This is a genomic window from Flavobacterium ranwuense (assembly GCF_004349315.1).
GTDB lineage: Bacteria > Bacteroidota > Bacteroidia > Flavobacteriales > Flavobacteriaceae > Flavobacterium > Flavobacterium ranwuense.
Map to the genome: position 1 here is coordinate 37,912 of NZ_SMLH01000008.1, position 18,434 is coordinate 56,345.

The following is an 18,434-nucleotide window of genomic DNA, read 5'->3' on the forward strand; positions in this document are numbered from 1 at the left end:
TTATCTGACAGGCTCAAAGATTAAGTAAGGATTAAATTAAGAACATTTCACCTATCTAAATGAGATGATTTTATGATGAATCGGTTAACAATCTCTTAAAAAAATGTTTGTTTCAGTCTTCCTTTTTAGGCTTTCATTAACACAAAAGTATTCTAGTGTTATTATTAAAATAACAGCCATTTTTTAATTAGTCAATTCCTTTGTCGACACTAAAAAACAAAAAAAAGTATTCATGAAACGACTCAAATTATTTTTATTTACGATTGTACTGACTGTTTTTGTCGGCAATAAAAATTTTGCCCAAACTACTCAAGCATCCATCTCAGGTATCGTTTTAGGCAATAATTCAGAACCTATTAAAGATGCGATGGTTCAAATTCGAAATGAATCAACTGGATTTAAAACCAATTCATTGTCTAATTTTAAAGGTGTTTTTACTTTCAAAGAACTCCCGTTAGGCGGACCTTACACCATTAGCGTTAAGGCTTCAGGTTTCGGAGAACAACAGCGCTCCGGCTACACTTTAAATCAAGGTGATTTAATAAATATCGAAATACTAATGCAGGACGACATTCAAAATTTAGAAGTTGTCGAAGTAGTAGGTCGAGGTTTAAAGAACAAAACAGGGAACTTAGGAGCTGCAACAGCTGTGACTGCAAAACTTATCAATGCGTTGCCGGTAAACGGAAGAAATTTTACCAGCTTAATGGATTTATCGCCTTTGAGCAGAGGAGGAAATATTTCAGGACAATTAGCCTCATCCACTAATTACACACTGGACGGAATGAATGCCAAAAATCCAACTTCGGCAGGATCAACAACCAGCCGAAGCGGAGCTCCATACTCGATATCTATAGAAGCAGTAAGAGAGTTTAAAGTTGTTACCAATCAATATGATGTAGGCTACGGTCGAAGTGGTGGCGGAACAGTAAGTGCCGTGACTAAATCAGGAACAAATGATTTTACAGGAAGTATGTTTGCCTATAATCGAGCAGACTGGTTATCCAGCCCTTACGATATTAGAGGAAATAGACGTCAAAATGATTTTTCTACGTCCCAATATGGTTTCACTTTTGGTGGACCAATCATTAAAGATAAATTACATTTTTTTGTAGCTTGGGATCACCAACAAGATTCGCGTCCATTAATCATCGCTGATGTTCAATCGGCGGAAGACGAATTACGTTTTAATGTTACAAGAGCTACATTAGACAATTTTGTGACTATAGCCCGAAATAAATATGGAGTTTCCAATTCTCCACAATACGGAACTTTTGATAAAAAGCGTAATTCGGATGCCGCTTTCGCTCGTATCGATTGGCAAATTAACAGTAATAATTTATTGACTGTTCGTAATAATTTTACTTATGACAATAATAAATTAGGGCTACAGGATAACACGACCATCAATTTATATGAATCATTTGGTGACGATTTAAATGTTGACAACAGTATTTTGGCTTCTTTACGAACTAAAGTAAATGCAAGAGTTACGAATGAATTGAAAGTACAGCATTTATATACCTTTCAGGACAGTAATCCGGGAGACCAATTGCCTTCCTATAATATTCCACGCGCTATTGTAGAAAATGTTGCTTCAACTATTAATGGGGCAGTAAGAACTACGAATATCCAAATTGGCGGACATCGATTTGCACAAGAAAAATTCACCAATAATGTTTTTCAAATTGTAGATAATTTATACTTTAACACGGATAAAGTTAAATATACTTTTGGTTTTGATTTAATGCAAACCAATTCAAAATCTTTATATGGCAGCGAAGTAAATGGTCGTTTCCATTTCAATAATGTTGCTAATTTTGACAACTTAACGCCTTATCGTTATTACAGGGAAGTACCTTTGGTAGCGGATCCTACCGTAACTTCAAATATATTAAACGCTGGAATTTATGGTCAGTTACAAACCAAAATTGCATTGGGATTAGACCTGACTTTAGGGTTACGATTTGATTATGCTAAATATCCGACAGCAACATTCAATCAATTAGTTTTTGATGAATTAGCCATTCGTACGGACAATAAACTTCAGTCAGCTATTCTTCAACCGAGAGTACAATTGTCTTGGGATGTAAATGAAGACCACAAAGATTATATTCGCTTAGGTGCTGGAATTTTTGCATCCGATTTAAATAACTATGCGGTTATCAATAATTTATATTTTGATGGAAATCATACGGCTACAGTGGATGTAAGATCACCAAATGTTCCTATGCCAAATTTCATTGATTATCGAAATAATTATGCCAGTATTCCAACTTTGGATGCGTTTCAATTACCTACTATTAATTTCACAGGAACAGATGCTAAAGTACCGGTAGTCTATAAAGCCAACCTATCTTACTCCCATTTCTTCACTGATAAATTGAAAGCAGGAATAGCGGGTTATGCAACTCTAGGACGTAACAACTATGTTTATGTAGATCGAAATATGGTAGCTAATCCATTTTTTACTTTGGCCAATGAAGGAAATCGTGGAGTGTATGTTCCCGCTAGTTCAATGCCTGCAAATGGCGCTGGAGATTGGATGCAAGGACGTATTAGCAATAAATTAGGACGTGTATTAGAATTAAATAGTGAGGGAAAAGTCAATCAATTTGCAATGGTGGTAGATGTTACGTATCGTTATTTTAAAGATGGTGAAATATCTGCCAGCTATACCTTGAATGACACAAAGGACAATACTTCATTTAATGGAAACGTTGCCAACACAGCAACTTTAGTTTTACCGGTAGAAGATGACCCGAGAGACTTGAGCAAAATGAGTTATTCTGACAATCATTTCCGTCATAAAGTGGTGTTTTATGGAACATTGCCTACTTTTTATGGTATCAGTGTTGGTGTTCGTTATTCTGGCATCGGTGGTACACGCTACAGCTTGCTTTCAGGAGGAAATACAAATGCCGATTTTGTCTCAGCTTCAAATGACTTAGCTTATATTTTTGACATCAATAACCCTGCTGTTGCTCAAAATATAAAAACGGGATTACAAACCATACTTAATAACCCTGCTGCCAGCCAAAGTTTGAAGGATTATATCAATAAATACTCTGGCAAATTAGCCGAAAGAAACGGGGGAATAAATGAGTTTTATGGTCTTGTTGATGTTAGAATCAGTAAAAAAATTGCAATAGACAAAAAACAATTCCTAGAATTTACGGCTGACATATTTAATGTTGCCAATTTATTAAATAAAGAATGGGGTGTAAACAAATCCCTTGGTAGTCAATCATTGTATGCTTTAGGCACACCCGCATCAGGAACAACAGCTGCAGTTCCGGGATTTGACAGTACTAGACAACAATTTAATTACAGAGTAAACAATGCCGGACTTCCTTCGCTTTCAGGAAATCCGTTTCAAATACAAATAGGATTTAAATATGCTTTTTAAATCCTATTAAATAAATCATTTAATACAATAGCAAAGCGCATTCATTGATTTGAATGCGCTTTGCTATTGTATTAATTCAAATTTAAGAATTAACAGCGTAAATTAATTAACGTTATAGTTAAATAAATAAACATAAAACTAATAAAATCAAAAATAATTATTAAATTTATATACTAAAATTCTTATTTTACACGTTATAAAATAAAAACAACTCTGCTTATGATTTAATTACTACTTAACCATTAAATCCATAAATTATGTCAAAACTAAGCATTTACGATACCGGCTGGATTAACCTTGTTTTCCAAGACCGAAATAAAGAATATGGAGCGTATCAATTGCGCAAGGAAAGTACTAAAACTTCATTAATGGCACTTTTTATGGGTGTATTATTTTTATCCGCAGCTTTAAGTATTCCGGTAATCATTAACTATTTTAATCCCAATAAAAGTATCACAATAGATATTCCTGAACTTACAAATACTGTCGTCCAACTTACAGACATAATTCCGAATCAGCTTGAAGAAAAAAAGACTCTTCCTCAGATAAAAACCAAAGATGTTGATGTCCCCATCAAAAGCGCTCAACTTGTTAATCCTATAATTGTTCAGGCTTCACAAGCAAATCAGGACATTGCAAAAAACACCGACAATACAAATATTACAAATACCTCTTCAGAAGGAACCGGAACTGTTGGTATAAACCCAACTTCTACTTCAGGAACTGGAACTGAAACCGTAACACCTGTTGATCTGGGAAACACTATTGTAAATAGCGTTGCTCTGGATAAACTTCCTGAATTCCCCGGTGGAATCAATAAGTTCTATAATTATGTGGGAAATAATTTTGAAAAACAAGAAATAGAAGGTAACGGTTCGATTCGCGTATATGTTTCTTTTGTAATTGAAAGAGACGGAAGCATGACTGACATTCAGGTAAAAAGAGATCCTGGCTATGGCTTGGGGAAAGAAGCCGTTCGAGTATTGAAATCCTTGAAAACAAAATGGTCTCCGGGAATGATTAACGGAAAAGCAGTGCGAACCGCTTATAATCTTCCCATTACAGTACAGATGAATTAAATATAAAAAGAAAAGCTTCAATTAATTTTGAAGCTTTTTTATTTCAAACCAACAAAAAGCGCTAACCTAGCCCTGATTGCAGTGGTATCTCACGCATTTTTTTGCGTGGATATAACGAAAAGCAGGACGACTATTCCCTAAAAACAAATAAATATTGTGCTCCTAAAGCATCCGTTTCACTTTCTTCAAATAAACAAATAAAGAAATCCACAAATAAACTACATTCCTTATCTTTGTGCTTTGAAAATTGATATATGGAAACTGTTTTAGAAAATACTTTACCTACAGGAAAACCGAAATGGTTGAAGGTAAAACTCCCAATAGGCCAAAAATATACGGAGCTTCGCAGCTTAGTAGACAAATATAGTTTGAACACGATTTGTACTTCGGGAAGTTGCCCAAATATGGGTGAATGCTGGGGCGAAGGGACGGCTACATTTATGATTTTAGGAAATGTGTGTACGCGTTCTTGTGGTTTTTGTGGTGTAAAAACTGGAAGACCAGAAACTGTAGATTGGGATGAGCCGGAAAAAGTCGCGCGTTCTATCAAAATTATGAAAATCAAACATGCCGTTGTGACTAGTGTTGACAGAGATGATTTGAAAGATGGTGGGTCAATTATTTGGATTGAAACCGTGAAAGCCATTCGCAGAATGAACCCAAACACAACACTGGAAACGTTGATTCCGGATTTTCAAGGTATCGAAAGAAATATTGACCGTATCGTGGAAGCGAATCCTGAAGTGGTTTCGCATAATGTGGAAACGGTTCGCAGATTGACACGTGAAGTACGTATTCAGGCAAAATACGACCGAAGTCTGGAAGTATTACGCTACTTGAAAGAAAAAGGAATTAACAGAACAAAGTCGGGAATTATGTTGGGTCTTGGCGAGCAAGAAGAGGAAGTGTATCAAACGATGCGAGATTTGCGTGAAGCCAATGTTGATATTGTTACGATAGGTCAATACTTGCAACCGAGTAAAAAACACTTGCCAGTGAAGGAATTTATAACGCCGGAACAATTTGCAAAATACGAGCAGTTTGGTTTGGAATTAGGGTTTCGTCACGTAGAAAGCGGACCGTTGGTTCGTTCCTCTTACAAAGCACAAAAACATATATTATAGTCGAATGTCGTAAAGTCAGAAAGCCGAAAGGCTTGATATCTTGACTTTAAGACTTTAAGACTTTAAGACTTTAAGACTTTAAGACTTATGATCAGAATTGCCATAAATGGTTTTGGAAGAATCGGCAGGAATTTATTCCGATTACTTTTGAACCATCCTTCAATAGAAGTTGTAGCCATAAATGATATTGCTGATAAAAAAACAATGGCACATTTAGTGAAATACGACAGTATTCACGGTGTTTTACCATTTGTGGTCAGTGATGATGAAAAAGGAATTCTGGTAGATGGAAAGCATTTTTTATTTTTTCACGAAAAAAGCATTTCAAACCTGGATTGGAAAAGTATAGACATTGATTACGTTGTGGAATCAACTGGCAAGTACAAGACTTTTGAAGAACTAAATTCCCATATTATTGCTGGCGCCAAAAAAGTGATTCTTTCTGCACCATCAGAAGTTGACACTATAAAAACGGTAGTTTTGGGTGTAAATGATTTTATTCTTGATGGTACAGAAACCATTATTTCGAATGCTAGCTGCACTACAAATAATGCTGCACCGATGATTAAAGTAATCAATGACCTTTGTGGCATAGAGCAAGCCTACATCACCACCATTCACTCCTATACGACGGACCAAAGTTTACACGATCAACCCCATAAAGATTTACGTCGCGCTCGCGGGGCGAGTCAATCTATTGTACCTACAACAACTGGAGCGGCAAAAGCATTGACAAAAATATTCCCTGAGTTTGAAGGTAAAATTGGCGGTTGTGGCATACGAGTACCCGTTCCTGATGGCTCTTTGACTGATATTACTTTCAATGTAAAACGTGCGGTTACCATAAATGAGATCAACGCTGCCTTCAAAGTTGCCGCACAAACTACTTTGAAAGGCATTTTGGATTATACCGAAGACCCGATTGTATCTGTAGATGTGATTGGCAATAAAAATTCATGTATATTTGATGCTCAACTCACTTCTGTTATTGATAAAATGGTAAAAGTGGTAGGATGGTATGACAATGAAATTGGTTATTCCTCTAGAATAATTGATTTGATTAATTTAACAAAAAAATAAAAATAACCCACAGAAAAAATTCAGTTACAAATGAAATATTTTTTTGTTTTTATTGTTTTTTTTTACTCCTCACTCTATTCTCAACCTAATGAGGATATAGATAGCACTGCCTATTACAGCCGTTTGAGTAACTCCAATATTCAAACTAATAATTATAAAGAAGCGTTATTGTATAGTCAAAAAGCAATACGTTATGCTACAAAAAACAAAAACACTAAAGACCAGGCGCAACAGACTTTCAACCTTGGTAAAATTTATTTTGACTTAAAAAAATACGATGATGCCATAGAAACTTTATTGAAAAGTGCTGCATTATTTTCGAATTTTGAGCTAAACTCAGAACGTTCTACAACGTACTATTATATTGGCTTATGCTACATGCAAAAGGAAAATTATAATAGAGCTTCAATATATTTCGAGAGAGCCAAATCCATTAATGATAAATTAAGAATTCCTGATTCTGCTGAATTGTTTAACCTCCAAAGAGGGCAAATTTACAAATCAAAGAATAAATTAGATTTAGCATTATCCGTTTTTAAAATTATAATTGCAAAACCTGACAGTCCAGCTTTGTTAAATACTAAAGCAGAAGCCTTGTATCAAATAGGTGGAATTGAAGCCAGCAGAAATAGAAATAATCTGGCGTTAAACTATCTCAATAAAGCATTAGAATTAAACAGTAAAACCGAAAATCTAGAACAAAGATCAGATATTTTACTTGCCTTAAGTGATGTTCATGAAAAAACATTAGACAAAAATAACGCCTATTCCTATTTGAAACAACATCTTAATTTGGAAGAGCGGATAGCAATTTTTAACAACGAAAGGCTAGGAATTGATGATTATGATAAATTCAAAGAATCTGAAAAATTAAAAGAAATTGCACAAACCAATTATGAAAACAAAGAGCAGGAAAAAGCTAATAAATTTTCGAAACTGATCAGTATTTTTGCAATTGCCTTAATTTCAATTTTATCTTTATTAAGTCTATCCTTGTACAAAAACAATATCATTAGAAATCAATCTAATTTACTGTTAAAAGAAAAAAATAAAGAATTAGAAATTGCCAAAAATAAAGCAGAAAAAGCTTCTAATGCAAGATCCGAATTTTTATCAACCGTAAGCCATGAGCTTCGCACACCTTTGAATGCCATCAATGGCATCACTCATTTATTATTGGAAGAAAAACCAAAAAAATCGCAAATGAACTATTTGTCGTCATTGAAATTTTCAGGAGATTATCTGACAAAATTTATAAATGAAATTCTGGAAATAAATAAAATTGATTCAAATAAAGTTGAAATCGAATACATTAATTTCAACCTTAAACAATTATTAGAGAACATACAGAACTCTTTAAAAGAATTGGCTTCAGTAAACAACAACACCTTTGAACTTGAAATTGATGCTGGTATTCCTGATTATTTGCTTGGTGATCCTACAAAATTGTCGCAGATAATGTTGAATTTAATTAACAATGCGCTAAAGTTCACAAAAAATGGTTCTGTAAATGTAATCACTAAACTAGCTTCAATTACGGATGAAAAAGCTACTTTATATTTTGAAGTAACCGATACAGGGATTGGAATTCCTGAAGACAAATTAAAAACCATTTTTGATAGTTTCTCCCAAGGCTCCATAGAAGTGAATCGCAAATATGGCGGAACCGGGTTAGGATTGACTATTGTAAAAAAACTAATTAAAATTCTTGGCGGACATATAAAGCTTAAAAGTGTCGTGGGAGAAGGCTCCTCATTTTCATTTAACCTAGAATTCAAAATAAGTGCACAGCAGGAAACACAAATGGAGAAAAAACCAAAAATAAACTACGATTCTAAATTAGTAAACAAAAAAATACTATTGGTTGAGGATAATAAAATCAATCAAATGATTACCAAAAAAATGCTGGATAATAAAGGAATAATCTGCGAAATAATTGACAACGGTGAGGAGGCAATCGATTTATTAAAAACGAATACATTTGACTTAGTTCTTATGGATGTTCACTTACCCGGCATAAACGGAACAATTGCAACAGAAACGATACGAACATTTGATACCACTACACCTATCATTGCTCTTACCGCAATTTCATTGCATGAAAACCGCGAAATGCTTTTATCGTTTGGAATGAATGAAGTAATCACCAAACCATTTGTCCCAGAGGAATTTTATAGTATAATCGCTGAATATATTTAGATTCCTAATAGTTTAAAATCAATTCTTTAATAAGACTTCTCACTTTTGGTTCTGCATTTTTTGCAGCTTCCAATACTTCGTCATGTGAAATAGTTCCAATACTTTCTTCATTTCCCATGTCGGTAATTACTGAAATGCCAAATGTTTCCAAATCCATATGACGTGCCACAATTACTTCGGGAACGGTTGACATTCCTACACAATCTGCACCAAGAATTTTTACCATTTTGTATTCAGCCAAGGTTTCAAAAGTTGGCCCTTGCAAACCCAGATAAATTCCTTCATGAACTTCAATATTTAGTTTCTTTGCCAGTTCAGTAGCTTTCGCAATCATTTTTCTCGAATACGGCTCACTCATATTTACAAAACGAGGTCCGAAACGTTCGTCATTTTTCCCACGCAAAGGATGTTCCGGTGTCATATTAATATGATCTGTAATCATCACAACAGAACCTACTTTGTAACTTGGATTTACCCCACCGGAAGCATTCGAAACTATTAATTTCTCAACGCCTAAAAATTTCATCACTCGCACCGGAAAAGTAACTTCTGTCATCGAATAGCCTTCATAGAAATGAAATCTTCCCTGCATGGCAACGACTTTCTTATCTCCTATTGTTCCAAAAACTAATGCACCTTTATGACCTTGAACTGTCGAAACAGGAAAATTTAGAATTTCATTGTATGGCAACGTATATTCTACTTTCATTTCATCCGTAAAACTCCCTAATCCTGAACCTAAAATTACGCCATATTCCGGTGTGAAATTGATTTTTCCTTTAATCTGACTTACCGTTTCTTGTACTTTTTCCCACATAATCTATAATTGTTTTATCAAAATTTTCACTTCCCGAAACGAAAGAACTTTGTATAGGTAAATAGAAAAGTTGTTCGCTTGGTAAACTTCCTCTTAATCGTACATAATCTTTTTCGGTAGTGATAATAATGTTATTTTGAGCTAAATTTTTAATTTCCAAAATGTCTTTATCAGTAAAATTATGATGATCCGGAAAAGACAAACAGACATCATTGGTATCCTGCAAATAAGCAAAAAACGGTTCCGGTTTTGCAATTCCTGCCACCAGTAATTTAGAAGCCGATTGAATTTCATTTACATTTATCTTTCGGTTCTCTGCATAAATAAATTCTTCGTATGCTATAAAAGTAAAGTACAATTCCTGATTTTCAGAAACTTTTAACCTGTTTTTAATATCATTTTGTTCGTCAGGCAAAAGATTAAAAGGACATTTGGTCACAATAATCACATTGGCTCTTTTTGCTCCAGTTCTACCTTCACGCAAATTCCCTGTTGGCAACATAAAATCATCCGAATACAAATCACCATAAGAAGTGAGTAGAATATAAAATCCCGCTATTACTTTTCGATGTTGAAAAGCATCATCAAGCAGAATCACTTCTGGTTTTTCTTGTTGCGAAAGCAATTGTTCAATTCCATTTTTCCTGTCGGCATCAACGGCAACTTGGATAGCTGCAAATTTTTTATAAAACTGAAAAGGCTCGTCTCCCAGAATAGCAGCATTTGAGCTGGCTTCCGCCAAAATAAAGCCTTTAGATTCTCTTTTATAGCCACGGCTTAACGTCGCAATTTTATAATTTTGAGAAAGCAACCGAATCAGATATTCGACTTGGGGCGTTTTACCGGTTCCGCCAACACTTAAATTTCCAACAGCAATAATAGGCAAATCAAAAGAATAGGATTTTAAAATGCCTTTGTCGAAAAGAAAATTCCGAATACTCGTTATCAGACCATACAAAATGGCAAATGGGAACAGTATTTTTCGCAGTAAATTCATTATACGAAAGTAGAATATTTTATTTTAAAGTTGATTTGTTTATTCGTTAATTTGTTTATTCGAAAATCCAGAATTAAACAATCAAAAATCTGATGTTATGAAATCAAAGATTCACGAATACCAAAAAAACTAAACGATGAGTAAAATCAAAGAAATCATTTCCGTACTTGAAGAAATGGCGCCACTCGCCTATGCTGAAGATTTTGACAATGTGGGATTATTGGTTGGAAATCAAGAATCCGAAGCAACAGGAATTTTAGTTTGCCATGATGCCTTAGAAAATATAATTGACGAAGCGATTGCAAAAAATTGTAATCTGGTGGTTTGTTTTCATCCCATCTTATTTTCAGGTTTAAAAAAAATTACAGGAAAAAACTACGTGGAACGAGCCGTAATTAAAGCCATAAAGAATGATATTGCCATTTATGCAGTCCACACCGCTTTAGACAATCATCAAGAAGGCGTAAATAAAATATTCAGTGACGCATTAGGATTGGTAAATACTAAAATCCTGATTCCGAAGGAAAATTTCATTCGTAAATTAGTAACCTATACGATTCCTGAAAATGCGGAAGAAGTGCGAAATGCACTATTTGATGCAGGAGCCGGAACGATTGGAAATTATGAAAATTGCAGTTTTAATTCTAAAGGAATTGGAACCTATATGGGGAATGAGCACAGCAACCCACAAGTTGGAGAGCGATTTGAGTTTGTGCAAGGCGACGAAATCAAAATCGAAATGACTTTCGAAAAACATTTAGAAAACAAAATTCTAAAAGCGTTATTCAAAAGCCACGCCTATGAAGAAGTCGCATATGAGATTTATGATTTACAAAACAAGCATCAAAATATTGGCTTGGGAATGATTGGCGAATTGAAAAATCCCATGAGTGAAAAAGAGTTTCTTCTTTTTGCAAAAGAAAAAATGCAGTGCGGTGGGATTCGACATTCCAACTTTATAGGAAAGGAAATAAAAAAAGTAGCGGTTCTTGGCGGAGCAGGAAGTTTTGCGATAAAAAATGCGATTCAAGCAGGAGCTGATGCCTATTTAACTGCCGATTTGAAGTATCATCAGTTTTATGAAGCCGAAAATAAACTTTTATTGGCAGATATCGGACATTTTGAAAGCGAACGCTATACAAAAAATTATATTGTTGAGTATCTTCGGAAAAAAATCCTTAATTTTGCAGTTATTTTATCAGAAGAAAATTCAAATCCAGTTAAGTACTTATAGAATATGGCGAATACGAAAGAATTAAGTGTTGAGGACAAGTTAAGAGCAATTTACGATTTACAACTTATTGACTCTAGAATTGACGAAATCAGAAACGTAAGAGGAGAACTTCCTTTAGAAGTTGAAGATTTAGAAGATGAAGTGGCTGGTTTAAGCACACGTTCAGAAAAATTGAAAAGTGAACTTGAAGTTATCGAAGATCTTATCAAGGTAAAAAAGAATGCAATTGATGAGCACAAAGAGGCTATCAAAAAATATACGAAGCAACAAGAAACTGTTCGTAACAACAGAGAATTTAATTCGTTGACTAAAGAAGTTGAATTTCAAGAATTAGAAATTCAATTGTCTGAAAAACAAATTAAAGAAATGAAAGCTTCAATAGAACATAAGAAAGAAGTAATTTCAAGTTCTAAAGAAAGATTAGAAGCAAAATCTAATCACTTGAAGCACAAAAAATCAGAGTTAGACGCTATCATGGCTGAAACTGCTAAAGAAGAAGCATTCTTATCTGAAAAATCAGGAGAATACCAAGCTTTAATCGAAGAAAGATTATTGAAAGCTTACACTAGAATCAGAACTAGTGTTCGTAATGGTTTGGCTGTTGTTTCTATTGAAAGAGGTGCATCTGCAGGATCGTTCTTTACGATTCCACCACAGACACAAGTAGAAATTGCTTCTAGAAAAAAAATCATTACTGATGAACATTCAGGAAGAATATTAGTCGACAGTGTATTGGCTGACGAAGAAAAAGAGAAAATGGAACAGTTGTTTTCTAAATTCTAATTACATTTAAGTCCCGATACACATCGGGACTTTTTTTTTATGAAAAAAACACTATTTTTTATATTCACTAAATCTATTGGGGTATACATTAATCTTTTGAGTTTTGTATTTCCAAAAAAAGCATCACAGCTGGCGTATGCCTTTTTTAGTGAACCTCGAGAAGGTAAATTATCAAAAACAAATCTTCCCAGAATTCTACAAGAAGCACAATCCGAGACATTTCAACATGGGAAACATTCCTTTAACACCTATACATGGAAAGGAAATGACACCATTATTCTTTTGGTTCATGGCTGGGAAAGCAACGCTTCTCGCTGGGAAAACTTACTACCCTATTTAAAAAAATCAGGAAGCACTATTATTGCGATTGACGGTCCGGCTCATGGATTATCCAGCGGGAAAGAATTTAGCATTCCTAAATATGCCGAATTTATTCATATTGCTGTTGAAAAATTCAAGCCTCAATACCTGATTGGGCATTCCATTGGCGGGAAAACCTGTTTGTATTATCAATCCGTTTATCAAAATGACGCGCTAAAAAAAATGGTGATTCTGGGAGCACCAAGTGATTTCAACATTATACTCCACAATTATATTACATTATTGAGCTTGAATGCTAAAATTTCTAAAGCTTTAGAAGATCATTATTTAAATCATTTCAAACTCAATCTGGAACAATTTTCAGGAAAATTATTCGCCTCAAAACTGAGCATAAAAGGACTAATCGCCCATGATATTGACGACACGGTAGTTTTATTCGAAGAGGGAAAGAAAATTGCCGGAGCATGGGAAAATGCAATTTTTATCGAAACCAAAGGTTTAGGACACAGTATGCACGACGCCGAATTGTATGAAAAAGTGTCCCGCTTTTTATTTGAAGAACAAAAATAGACTTATTAGATTCTTAGACATCTTAGATGATAAGAACCTGTGTATTAAATCTAAGAAGACTTAGCACAATCCATCGAAACTAAACTTTCAAACAATCCAAAAATCTAAGAAGTCTAAAAATCTAACAAACAAATTGACTACTTTTGCAGTATGGAAGAAAATCTAAAACGCCTCAATAAATTCATAGGAGAAACTGGGTATTGCTCCCGCCGCGAAGCTGATAAAATCATTGAAGAAGGTCGTGTGACCATCAATGGAGTCGTTCCAGAATTAGGGACAAAAGTTTCCCCAAATGACGAAGTGCGTATTGACGGTAAATTAATCCGTGAGAAAAATGAAAAACCTGTTTATCTTGCTTTCTACAAACCCGTAGGAATCGAATGTACCACAAACCTTGATGTTCGCAATAATATTGTAGATTACATCAATTATCCCAAACGTATCTTCCCTATCGGACGATTGGACAAAGCCAGTGAAGGCTTGATTTTCATGACCAATGACGGTGACATCGTCAATAAAATATTACGCGCCCGAAACAATCACGAAAAAGAATATACGGTAACAGTAAATAAACCCATCACTGATCGTTTCATCGAAAGAATGGGCAATGGAGTTCCTATTTTGGACACTGTTACCCGAAAATGTAAAGTGGAACAAATCAGTAAGTTCACTTTCAAAATCATCTTGACACAAGGCTTAAACCGTCAGATCCGTAGAATGACAGAATATTTAGGATATGATGTTACGGCGCTAAAACGCATTCGAATCATCAATATTTCGCTGGATATTCCTGTAGGACGTTACCGTGATTTGACAGATGCCGAAATCAAAGAATTAAACGAATTGATTGAACCTTCAAGTAAAACCGAAGAAGCCAGTTTACCCAAAACGGAAGCGCCAAAAAGAAGAACCGAATTCATCAAAAGAGATGATCCCAGGTTTAAAGGAAAAAACGATTATTAAACCTAAAAAAATACCCCCAAATAGTGTCTAACTTTTTGGGGGCAGTCTACGGCCGATGGGATTTTTTTTTATTTATTAGTATCTAAAAATTCGAAATAGAGCGATTTAGACAAAATAGTTTCATTTTGAACACGCGCTACATTACCCTCTTTATAATCATATTTGTCTTCCATCTCTTCAGGATGAAGTTTAAAATAATCATAATAAGCTTTATGATTAAAATTCAAACTTCTCAGAAAACGTTGTTCAACACCTTTGTTTACCGAAATATTATAATTGGTAATCAGATTTCCCCAGTTGACAAAACTGCATAGCAAAATAGTTCCGTAGAAATACCAAATCATTTGATTGAAAAGAAAAGCATTTGTTTTTTGCTTGGTGATTTTTATAAAAGAAATAACCAATCCAATTATGGCTAGAATCAAGAAAGCATATACACCTAACCTTTTATAAGTCAATCCGAAAAACGAAACGTATTCTGAGTTTTTGATAATGGCACATACTATTAAAATTCCGTTTAAAAGAATCCAAATCTTAGCTAGTTTTTTTAGCTTTTTAGCTTTTCCATCAAAATTAAACCCTCCTTTAAAATAGAATAAAATAACGCCAACTGCCATTATGATTGAAAAAATAACGGCATTTACTCTTTCGTGTGTATCAGAACTTAAGTTAGATTTTTTGACCACTTCAAAAAATTGTTCGTAATTATAAGTCGCAATGAAAACCAAAAGAAGCACATTTAAAAGAAACAACGTAATCTCGCCGCTTCTTCTTTCAAAATCAATATCCAGAAACGAAAATGAATTTTGATTTTGCGTTTTGGCTTCTTCCTTAAAATCATTGTCCAATAAATCATTCTTTTCATAACAAACCTCAGGAATCCAATAATTCCAGAAAGTGAACGAAATAAAAAATCCTAAAGCGGTAAGTACAAATACTTGCCAAGCATCAATATCTAAGTAATAACCGGTAAACAAAGACGAAAAATGATCGCTTCCAAAAGAATATACGATTAAAAACAACCCAAGAAATAGGATTGGAATAACAAAATAAGCAATCAGTTTTTTAGCAAAACCGTTATTAACTTTTCGCTTAGGAAGATATTGACTGAACATAAATATGCGACCTAACGAAGCGATTCCGTTGATTAACACCAAAGGAAAAGCCTGCAACAATTTAAGTTTTGGTTCCTGGGTTTTGAATTGTAAAAAGATAATCGACAAAGCCATGGCAAAAAATGATGGAAAATCTCTGTACCAGGCAAACGCAAAACAAGACAAAACCGATGTTACCACTAAAATCAAATGTAACCTACTGGTGAATTTCTCTTGAAAGAAATAACATATTAAGGCGGTTTGCATCATCCCGAAAATGGCCCAATTGAGACCTAAATCCTCGTTGTAAAAAAGCAGTGTAAAAACCAAACTGCTGACTAAAATAAAATGTAGTTTTTTCATATTTGTTGAATTTATTTATTATCGGTATTTGTTACACATTCTTTTTATTAGTGGTGATTTCATAATCATATATTTTAAAGTACTTTGCATTTCAAAGTAATTAAATAAAAAATTTTCAGCTATTAGATTTGATTAGTTTTTCAAGGCTATTTAAGTGGGAAACAAAAGCTGCCCTACCCATATTAGTAACTCGATATGAAGTTTTCGGTTTTTTACCAACAAACTCTTTTTTTACTTCTATGTATTCCGATTTTTCCAATGCCGAAGTATGACTTGCTAAATTCCCATCAGTAATATTCAATAAAGATTTCATTTCGGTAAAATCAATCCAATCGTTTACCATCAAAACAGACATAATGCCTAATCTGACTCGGCTTTCGAAATCTTTATTTAATTTATCAATAATACTCATTTCTATTTGTATTTTTTGAACACAATTATTCCGTAAAGGATGTGCAAAATTCCAAATCCTATTGCCCAAAAAACAAGCCCAAAACCAAGATAAAAAAGGGAAATACATCCTAAAATAATTTCACATGCACCCAAATATCTGATATCCGAAAAAGTATATTTTCCAGCATTAATAAGTGCTAAGCCATAAAACAATAAAGTAACGGGAGCAATCAGTGCAAATAACTGATGGTATAAAAGTGCCATACAAAATACGCCTCCAACAAATAGAGGAATCGCTAAATTCAGCAACATTTTTTTAGTAGTATTAGTCCAAATAGGCAAATCAAACTTTTTACTTTTTCTCAAAGTAAAAAATATACCGGATCCCAAAGCCAAAATCAAAATTGCCAAAGCAATGAATGCTAATTCTATTATTAAATCATAGCTATACATCTTTTGCCTACCATCAAAATATTCAATATCATTATTTTTAAACAATTGATACGCATAAATTGACCCAGCTAATGCAAATAACCCGGCAAATACTCCTGAAAGGCCACTTAACGAAATAAATCTTGAAGAGCGTTCCATCATGGAACGAATATGTGATAAATCTTCTTGAAGCTTTTGACTCATAAATAAAGTACTTTGAAGTACAAAGTTATTTATTATTTTTTGATTTCAAAATAGAAAACGATTTAATTTCAATAAATATTATAAAATAACCTGTTGGTGTAATTAAAAAGACATTTTTTTTACCCCCTAGAAAAATAAAACTTCTGATTAAAGAAATAATAGAAAACAGCATTATTTTTTGCATAGCTTGACTACATGAAAAGTAAAACATCTATCAAACTCTTTTTAAATACTATAATTTCTATATGGTAAAAATCAATTGCACCCTATGAGTCAAAAATATTATTTATCCAAAGTGAGAATTATCAAAACCATCTTTTTCTTTTGAACAAGAATACTCCAAAAGCAGATAACAATACGGATACCGAAATAACAATCCATATTCCATAGCGGTTATCTTCTAAATCATTAGGAACATTCATTCCATACAAACTCGCAATCAATGTTGGAATCATCAAAATAATCGAAATCGAAGTCATCTGCTTCATAATCGTATTCATATTATTAGAAATCACAGAAGCATACGCATCCATAGTTCCCGTTAAGATGTCGCTGTAAATATTAGTAGTTTCTTGCGCCTGACGCAATTCAATTTCAACATCTTCCAGTAACTCCAAATCAAAATGTTCTTTTTGGGACTTTATATTCTTGATTCGATGCAACAAAATATCATTCCCTTTCAAGGAAGTCATAAAGAATACCAAACATTTTTCAATTTGAAGCAACGCCTGTAATTCTTCATTCTTAATTGACTTTTCTAAATTGTCTTCGGCTAATTTTATTTTTTGATTGACTTGCTTTAAGTATTTCAAAAACCAAACACTGGAGGAAAGCAATAATTTCAGCACTAAATCGAAGTTGTCTTTAATGTTGATATTCTTGCGTTTGGTATAAGTTACAAAATCCGTAAGCATTTCCGTTTTATGAAAACTGATGGTGATACAAACTTCTCCCTTAAAAACAACCCCGACAGGAATTGTATGGAAAGGCAACTTCACGTCGTTACTCTTTACAGGTATTCGCATGATAATCAAAGTCCAACCATTTTCAATTTCTATCCTTGGTCTTTCGTCAATATCTTCAATGTCATTATAAAATGCTTCGGGAATTTGTAAGTCTTCGAGTAAATATTTTTTTTCTGCTTCGGTAGGACATTCAATATTTATCCAGCAGTTTGGAGTCCATTCAGCAATGGCAATTAATCCGTTATTGTTTTTGTAAAAAGTTCTCATTTCAAAATTCTATAGGTTTATTTACAGCATCTTGAAAATAGTTCAAGAGCTACATTAGTTCAACATTTCCGAATAATAATCGTCCATTTTAAAGGTCTTTTTTTTAAGTGGTGCAAAAGTATTCTTTAAATTCCGTTTTA

At 33.8% G+C, this 18,434-nt stretch carries 15 protein-coding genes; 9 read left to right on the plus strand and 6 right to left on the minus strand.

All coding sequences use genetic code 11. The features are described from left to right. Positions 1–232 precede the first annotated feature (232 nt). The 5 genes from E0I61_RS12660 to E0I61_RS12680 all read left to right on the plus strand — a co-directional run bounded on the left by E0I61_RS12660 (position 233) and on the right by E0I61_RS12680 (position 8,891). Positions 233–3,409 (plus strand): TonB-dependent receptor, encoded by a 3,177-nt coding sequence (locus tag E0I61_RS12660; protein ID WP_132071827.1) that lies wholly within the window; start codon positions 233–235, stop codon positions 3,407–3,409. A 257-nt stretch (positions 3,410–3,666) separates the two neighbouring features. Continuing rightward, positions 3,667–4,488 (plus strand): energy transducer TonB, encoded by an 822-nt coding sequence (locus E0I61_RS12665; protein ID WP_132071829.1) that lies wholly within the window; start codon positions 3,667–3,669, stop codon positions 4,486–4,488. A gap of 254 nt (positions 4,489–4,742) precedes the next feature. Further along, positions 4,743–5,612, plus strand: a complete 870-nt coding sequence (gene lipA / locus E0I61_RS12670) for a lipoyl synthase (protein WP_131993229.1) — start codon at positions 4,743–4,745, stop codon at positions 5,610–5,612. A gap of 87 nt (positions 5,613–5,699) precedes the next feature. Next, positions 5,700–6,692: a type I glyceraldehyde-3-phosphate dehydrogenase gene (gap, locus tag E0I61_RS12675; protein WP_132071831.1), complete on the plus strand. Its 993-nt coding sequence runs from the start codon at positions 5,700–5,702 to the stop codon at positions 6,690–6,692. A 30-nt stretch (positions 6,693–6,722) separates the two neighbouring features. Next, on the plus strand, positions 6,723–8,891 hold the full coding sequence (locus tag E0I61_RS12680; RefSeq protein WP_132071833.1) for a tetratricopeptide repeat-containing hybrid sensor histidine kinase/response regulator: 2,169 nt from the start codon (positions 6,723–6,725) through the stop codon (positions 8,889–8,891). Between the two features lie 4 nt (positions 8,892–8,895). Here E0I61_RS12680 and E0I61_RS12685 read toward each other — a convergent pair whose 3' ends face one another. Together E0I61_RS12685 and lpxK are read right to left on the minus strand one after the other, a co-directional pair. Then, positions 8,896–9,708 carry a purine-nucleoside phosphorylase gene (locus E0I61_RS12685; RefSeq protein WP_131993238.1) on the minus strand — a complete coding sequence of 271 codons (813 nt, stop codon included), beginning with the start codon at positions 9,706–9,708 and terminating at the stop codon, positions 8,896–8,898. Beyond that, entirely contained in the window at positions 9,671–10,705 is a 1,035-nt protein-coding gene (gene lpxK / locus E0I61_RS12690) for a tetraacyldisaccharide 4'-kinase (RefSeq protein WP_132071835.1), read from the minus strand. Before lpxK ends, E0I61_RS12685 begins: the two co-directional genes overlap by 38 nt. Positions 10,706–10,841: 136 nt before the next feature. Here lpxK and E0I61_RS12695 point away from each other — a divergent pair, with 136 nt between their 5' ends. The 4 genes from E0I61_RS12695 (at position 10,842) to rluF (ending at position 14,576) form a co-directional block, all read left to right on the plus strand. Continuing rightward, positions 10,842–11,939 (plus strand): Nif3-like dinuclear metal center hexameric protein, encoded by a 1,098-nt coding sequence (locus E0I61_RS12695; RefSeq protein WP_131993244.1) that lies wholly within the window; start codon positions 10,842–10,844, stop codon positions 11,937–11,939. A 3-nt stretch (positions 11,940–11,942) separates the two neighbouring features. Beyond that, positions 11,943–12,722: a zinc ribbon domain-containing protein gene (locus tag E0I61_RS12700; RefSeq protein ID WP_131993247.1), complete on the plus strand. Its 780-nt coding sequence runs from the start codon at positions 11,943–11,945 to the stop codon at positions 12,720–12,722. A gap of 39 nt (positions 12,723–12,761) precedes the next feature. After that, positions 12,762–13,613: an alpha/beta fold hydrolase gene (locus E0I61_RS12705; RefSeq protein ID WP_132071837.1), complete on the plus strand. Its 852-nt coding sequence runs from the start codon at positions 12,762–12,764 to the stop codon at positions 13,611–13,613. 150 nt (positions 13,614–13,763) lie between these two features. Further along, positions 13,764–14,576 carry a 23S rRNA pseudouridine(2604) synthase RluF gene (gene rluF / locus E0I61_RS12710; protein WP_131993253.1) on the plus strand — a complete coding sequence of 271 codons (813 nt, stop codon included), beginning with the start codon at positions 13,764–13,766 and terminating at the stop codon, positions 14,574–14,576. Between the two features lie 68 nt (positions 14,577–14,644). Here the strand turns inward: rluF and E0I61_RS12715 are convergent, their stop codons facing one another. From E0I61_RS12715 to E0I61_RS12730, 4 genes are all read right to left on the minus strand, one after another. Continuing rightward, positions 14,645–16,033: a DUF4153 domain-containing protein gene (locus E0I61_RS12715; RefSeq protein ID WP_132071839.1), complete on the minus strand. Its 1,389-nt coding sequence runs from the start codon at positions 16,031–16,033 to the stop codon at positions 14,645–14,647. Between the two features lie 115 nt (positions 16,034–16,148). Beyond that, on the minus strand, positions 16,149–16,445 hold the full coding sequence (locus E0I61_RS12720; protein ID WP_131993256.1) for a winged helix-turn-helix domain-containing protein: 297 nt from the start codon (positions 16,443–16,445) through the stop codon (positions 16,149–16,151). Positions 16,446–16,447: 2 nt separating this feature from the next. Continuing rightward, positions 16,448–17,062 (minus strand): hypothetical protein, encoded by a 615-nt coding sequence (locus E0I61_RS12725; RefSeq protein ID WP_132071841.1) that lies wholly within the window; start codon positions 17,060–17,062, stop codon positions 16,448–16,450. A gap of 305 nt (positions 17,063–17,367) precedes the next feature. Further along, entirely contained in the window at positions 17,368–18,294 is a 927-nt protein-coding gene (locus tag E0I61_RS12730) for a magnesium transporter CorA family protein (protein ID WP_131993262.1), read from the minus strand. Positions 18,295–18,434: the final 140 nt, after the last annotated feature.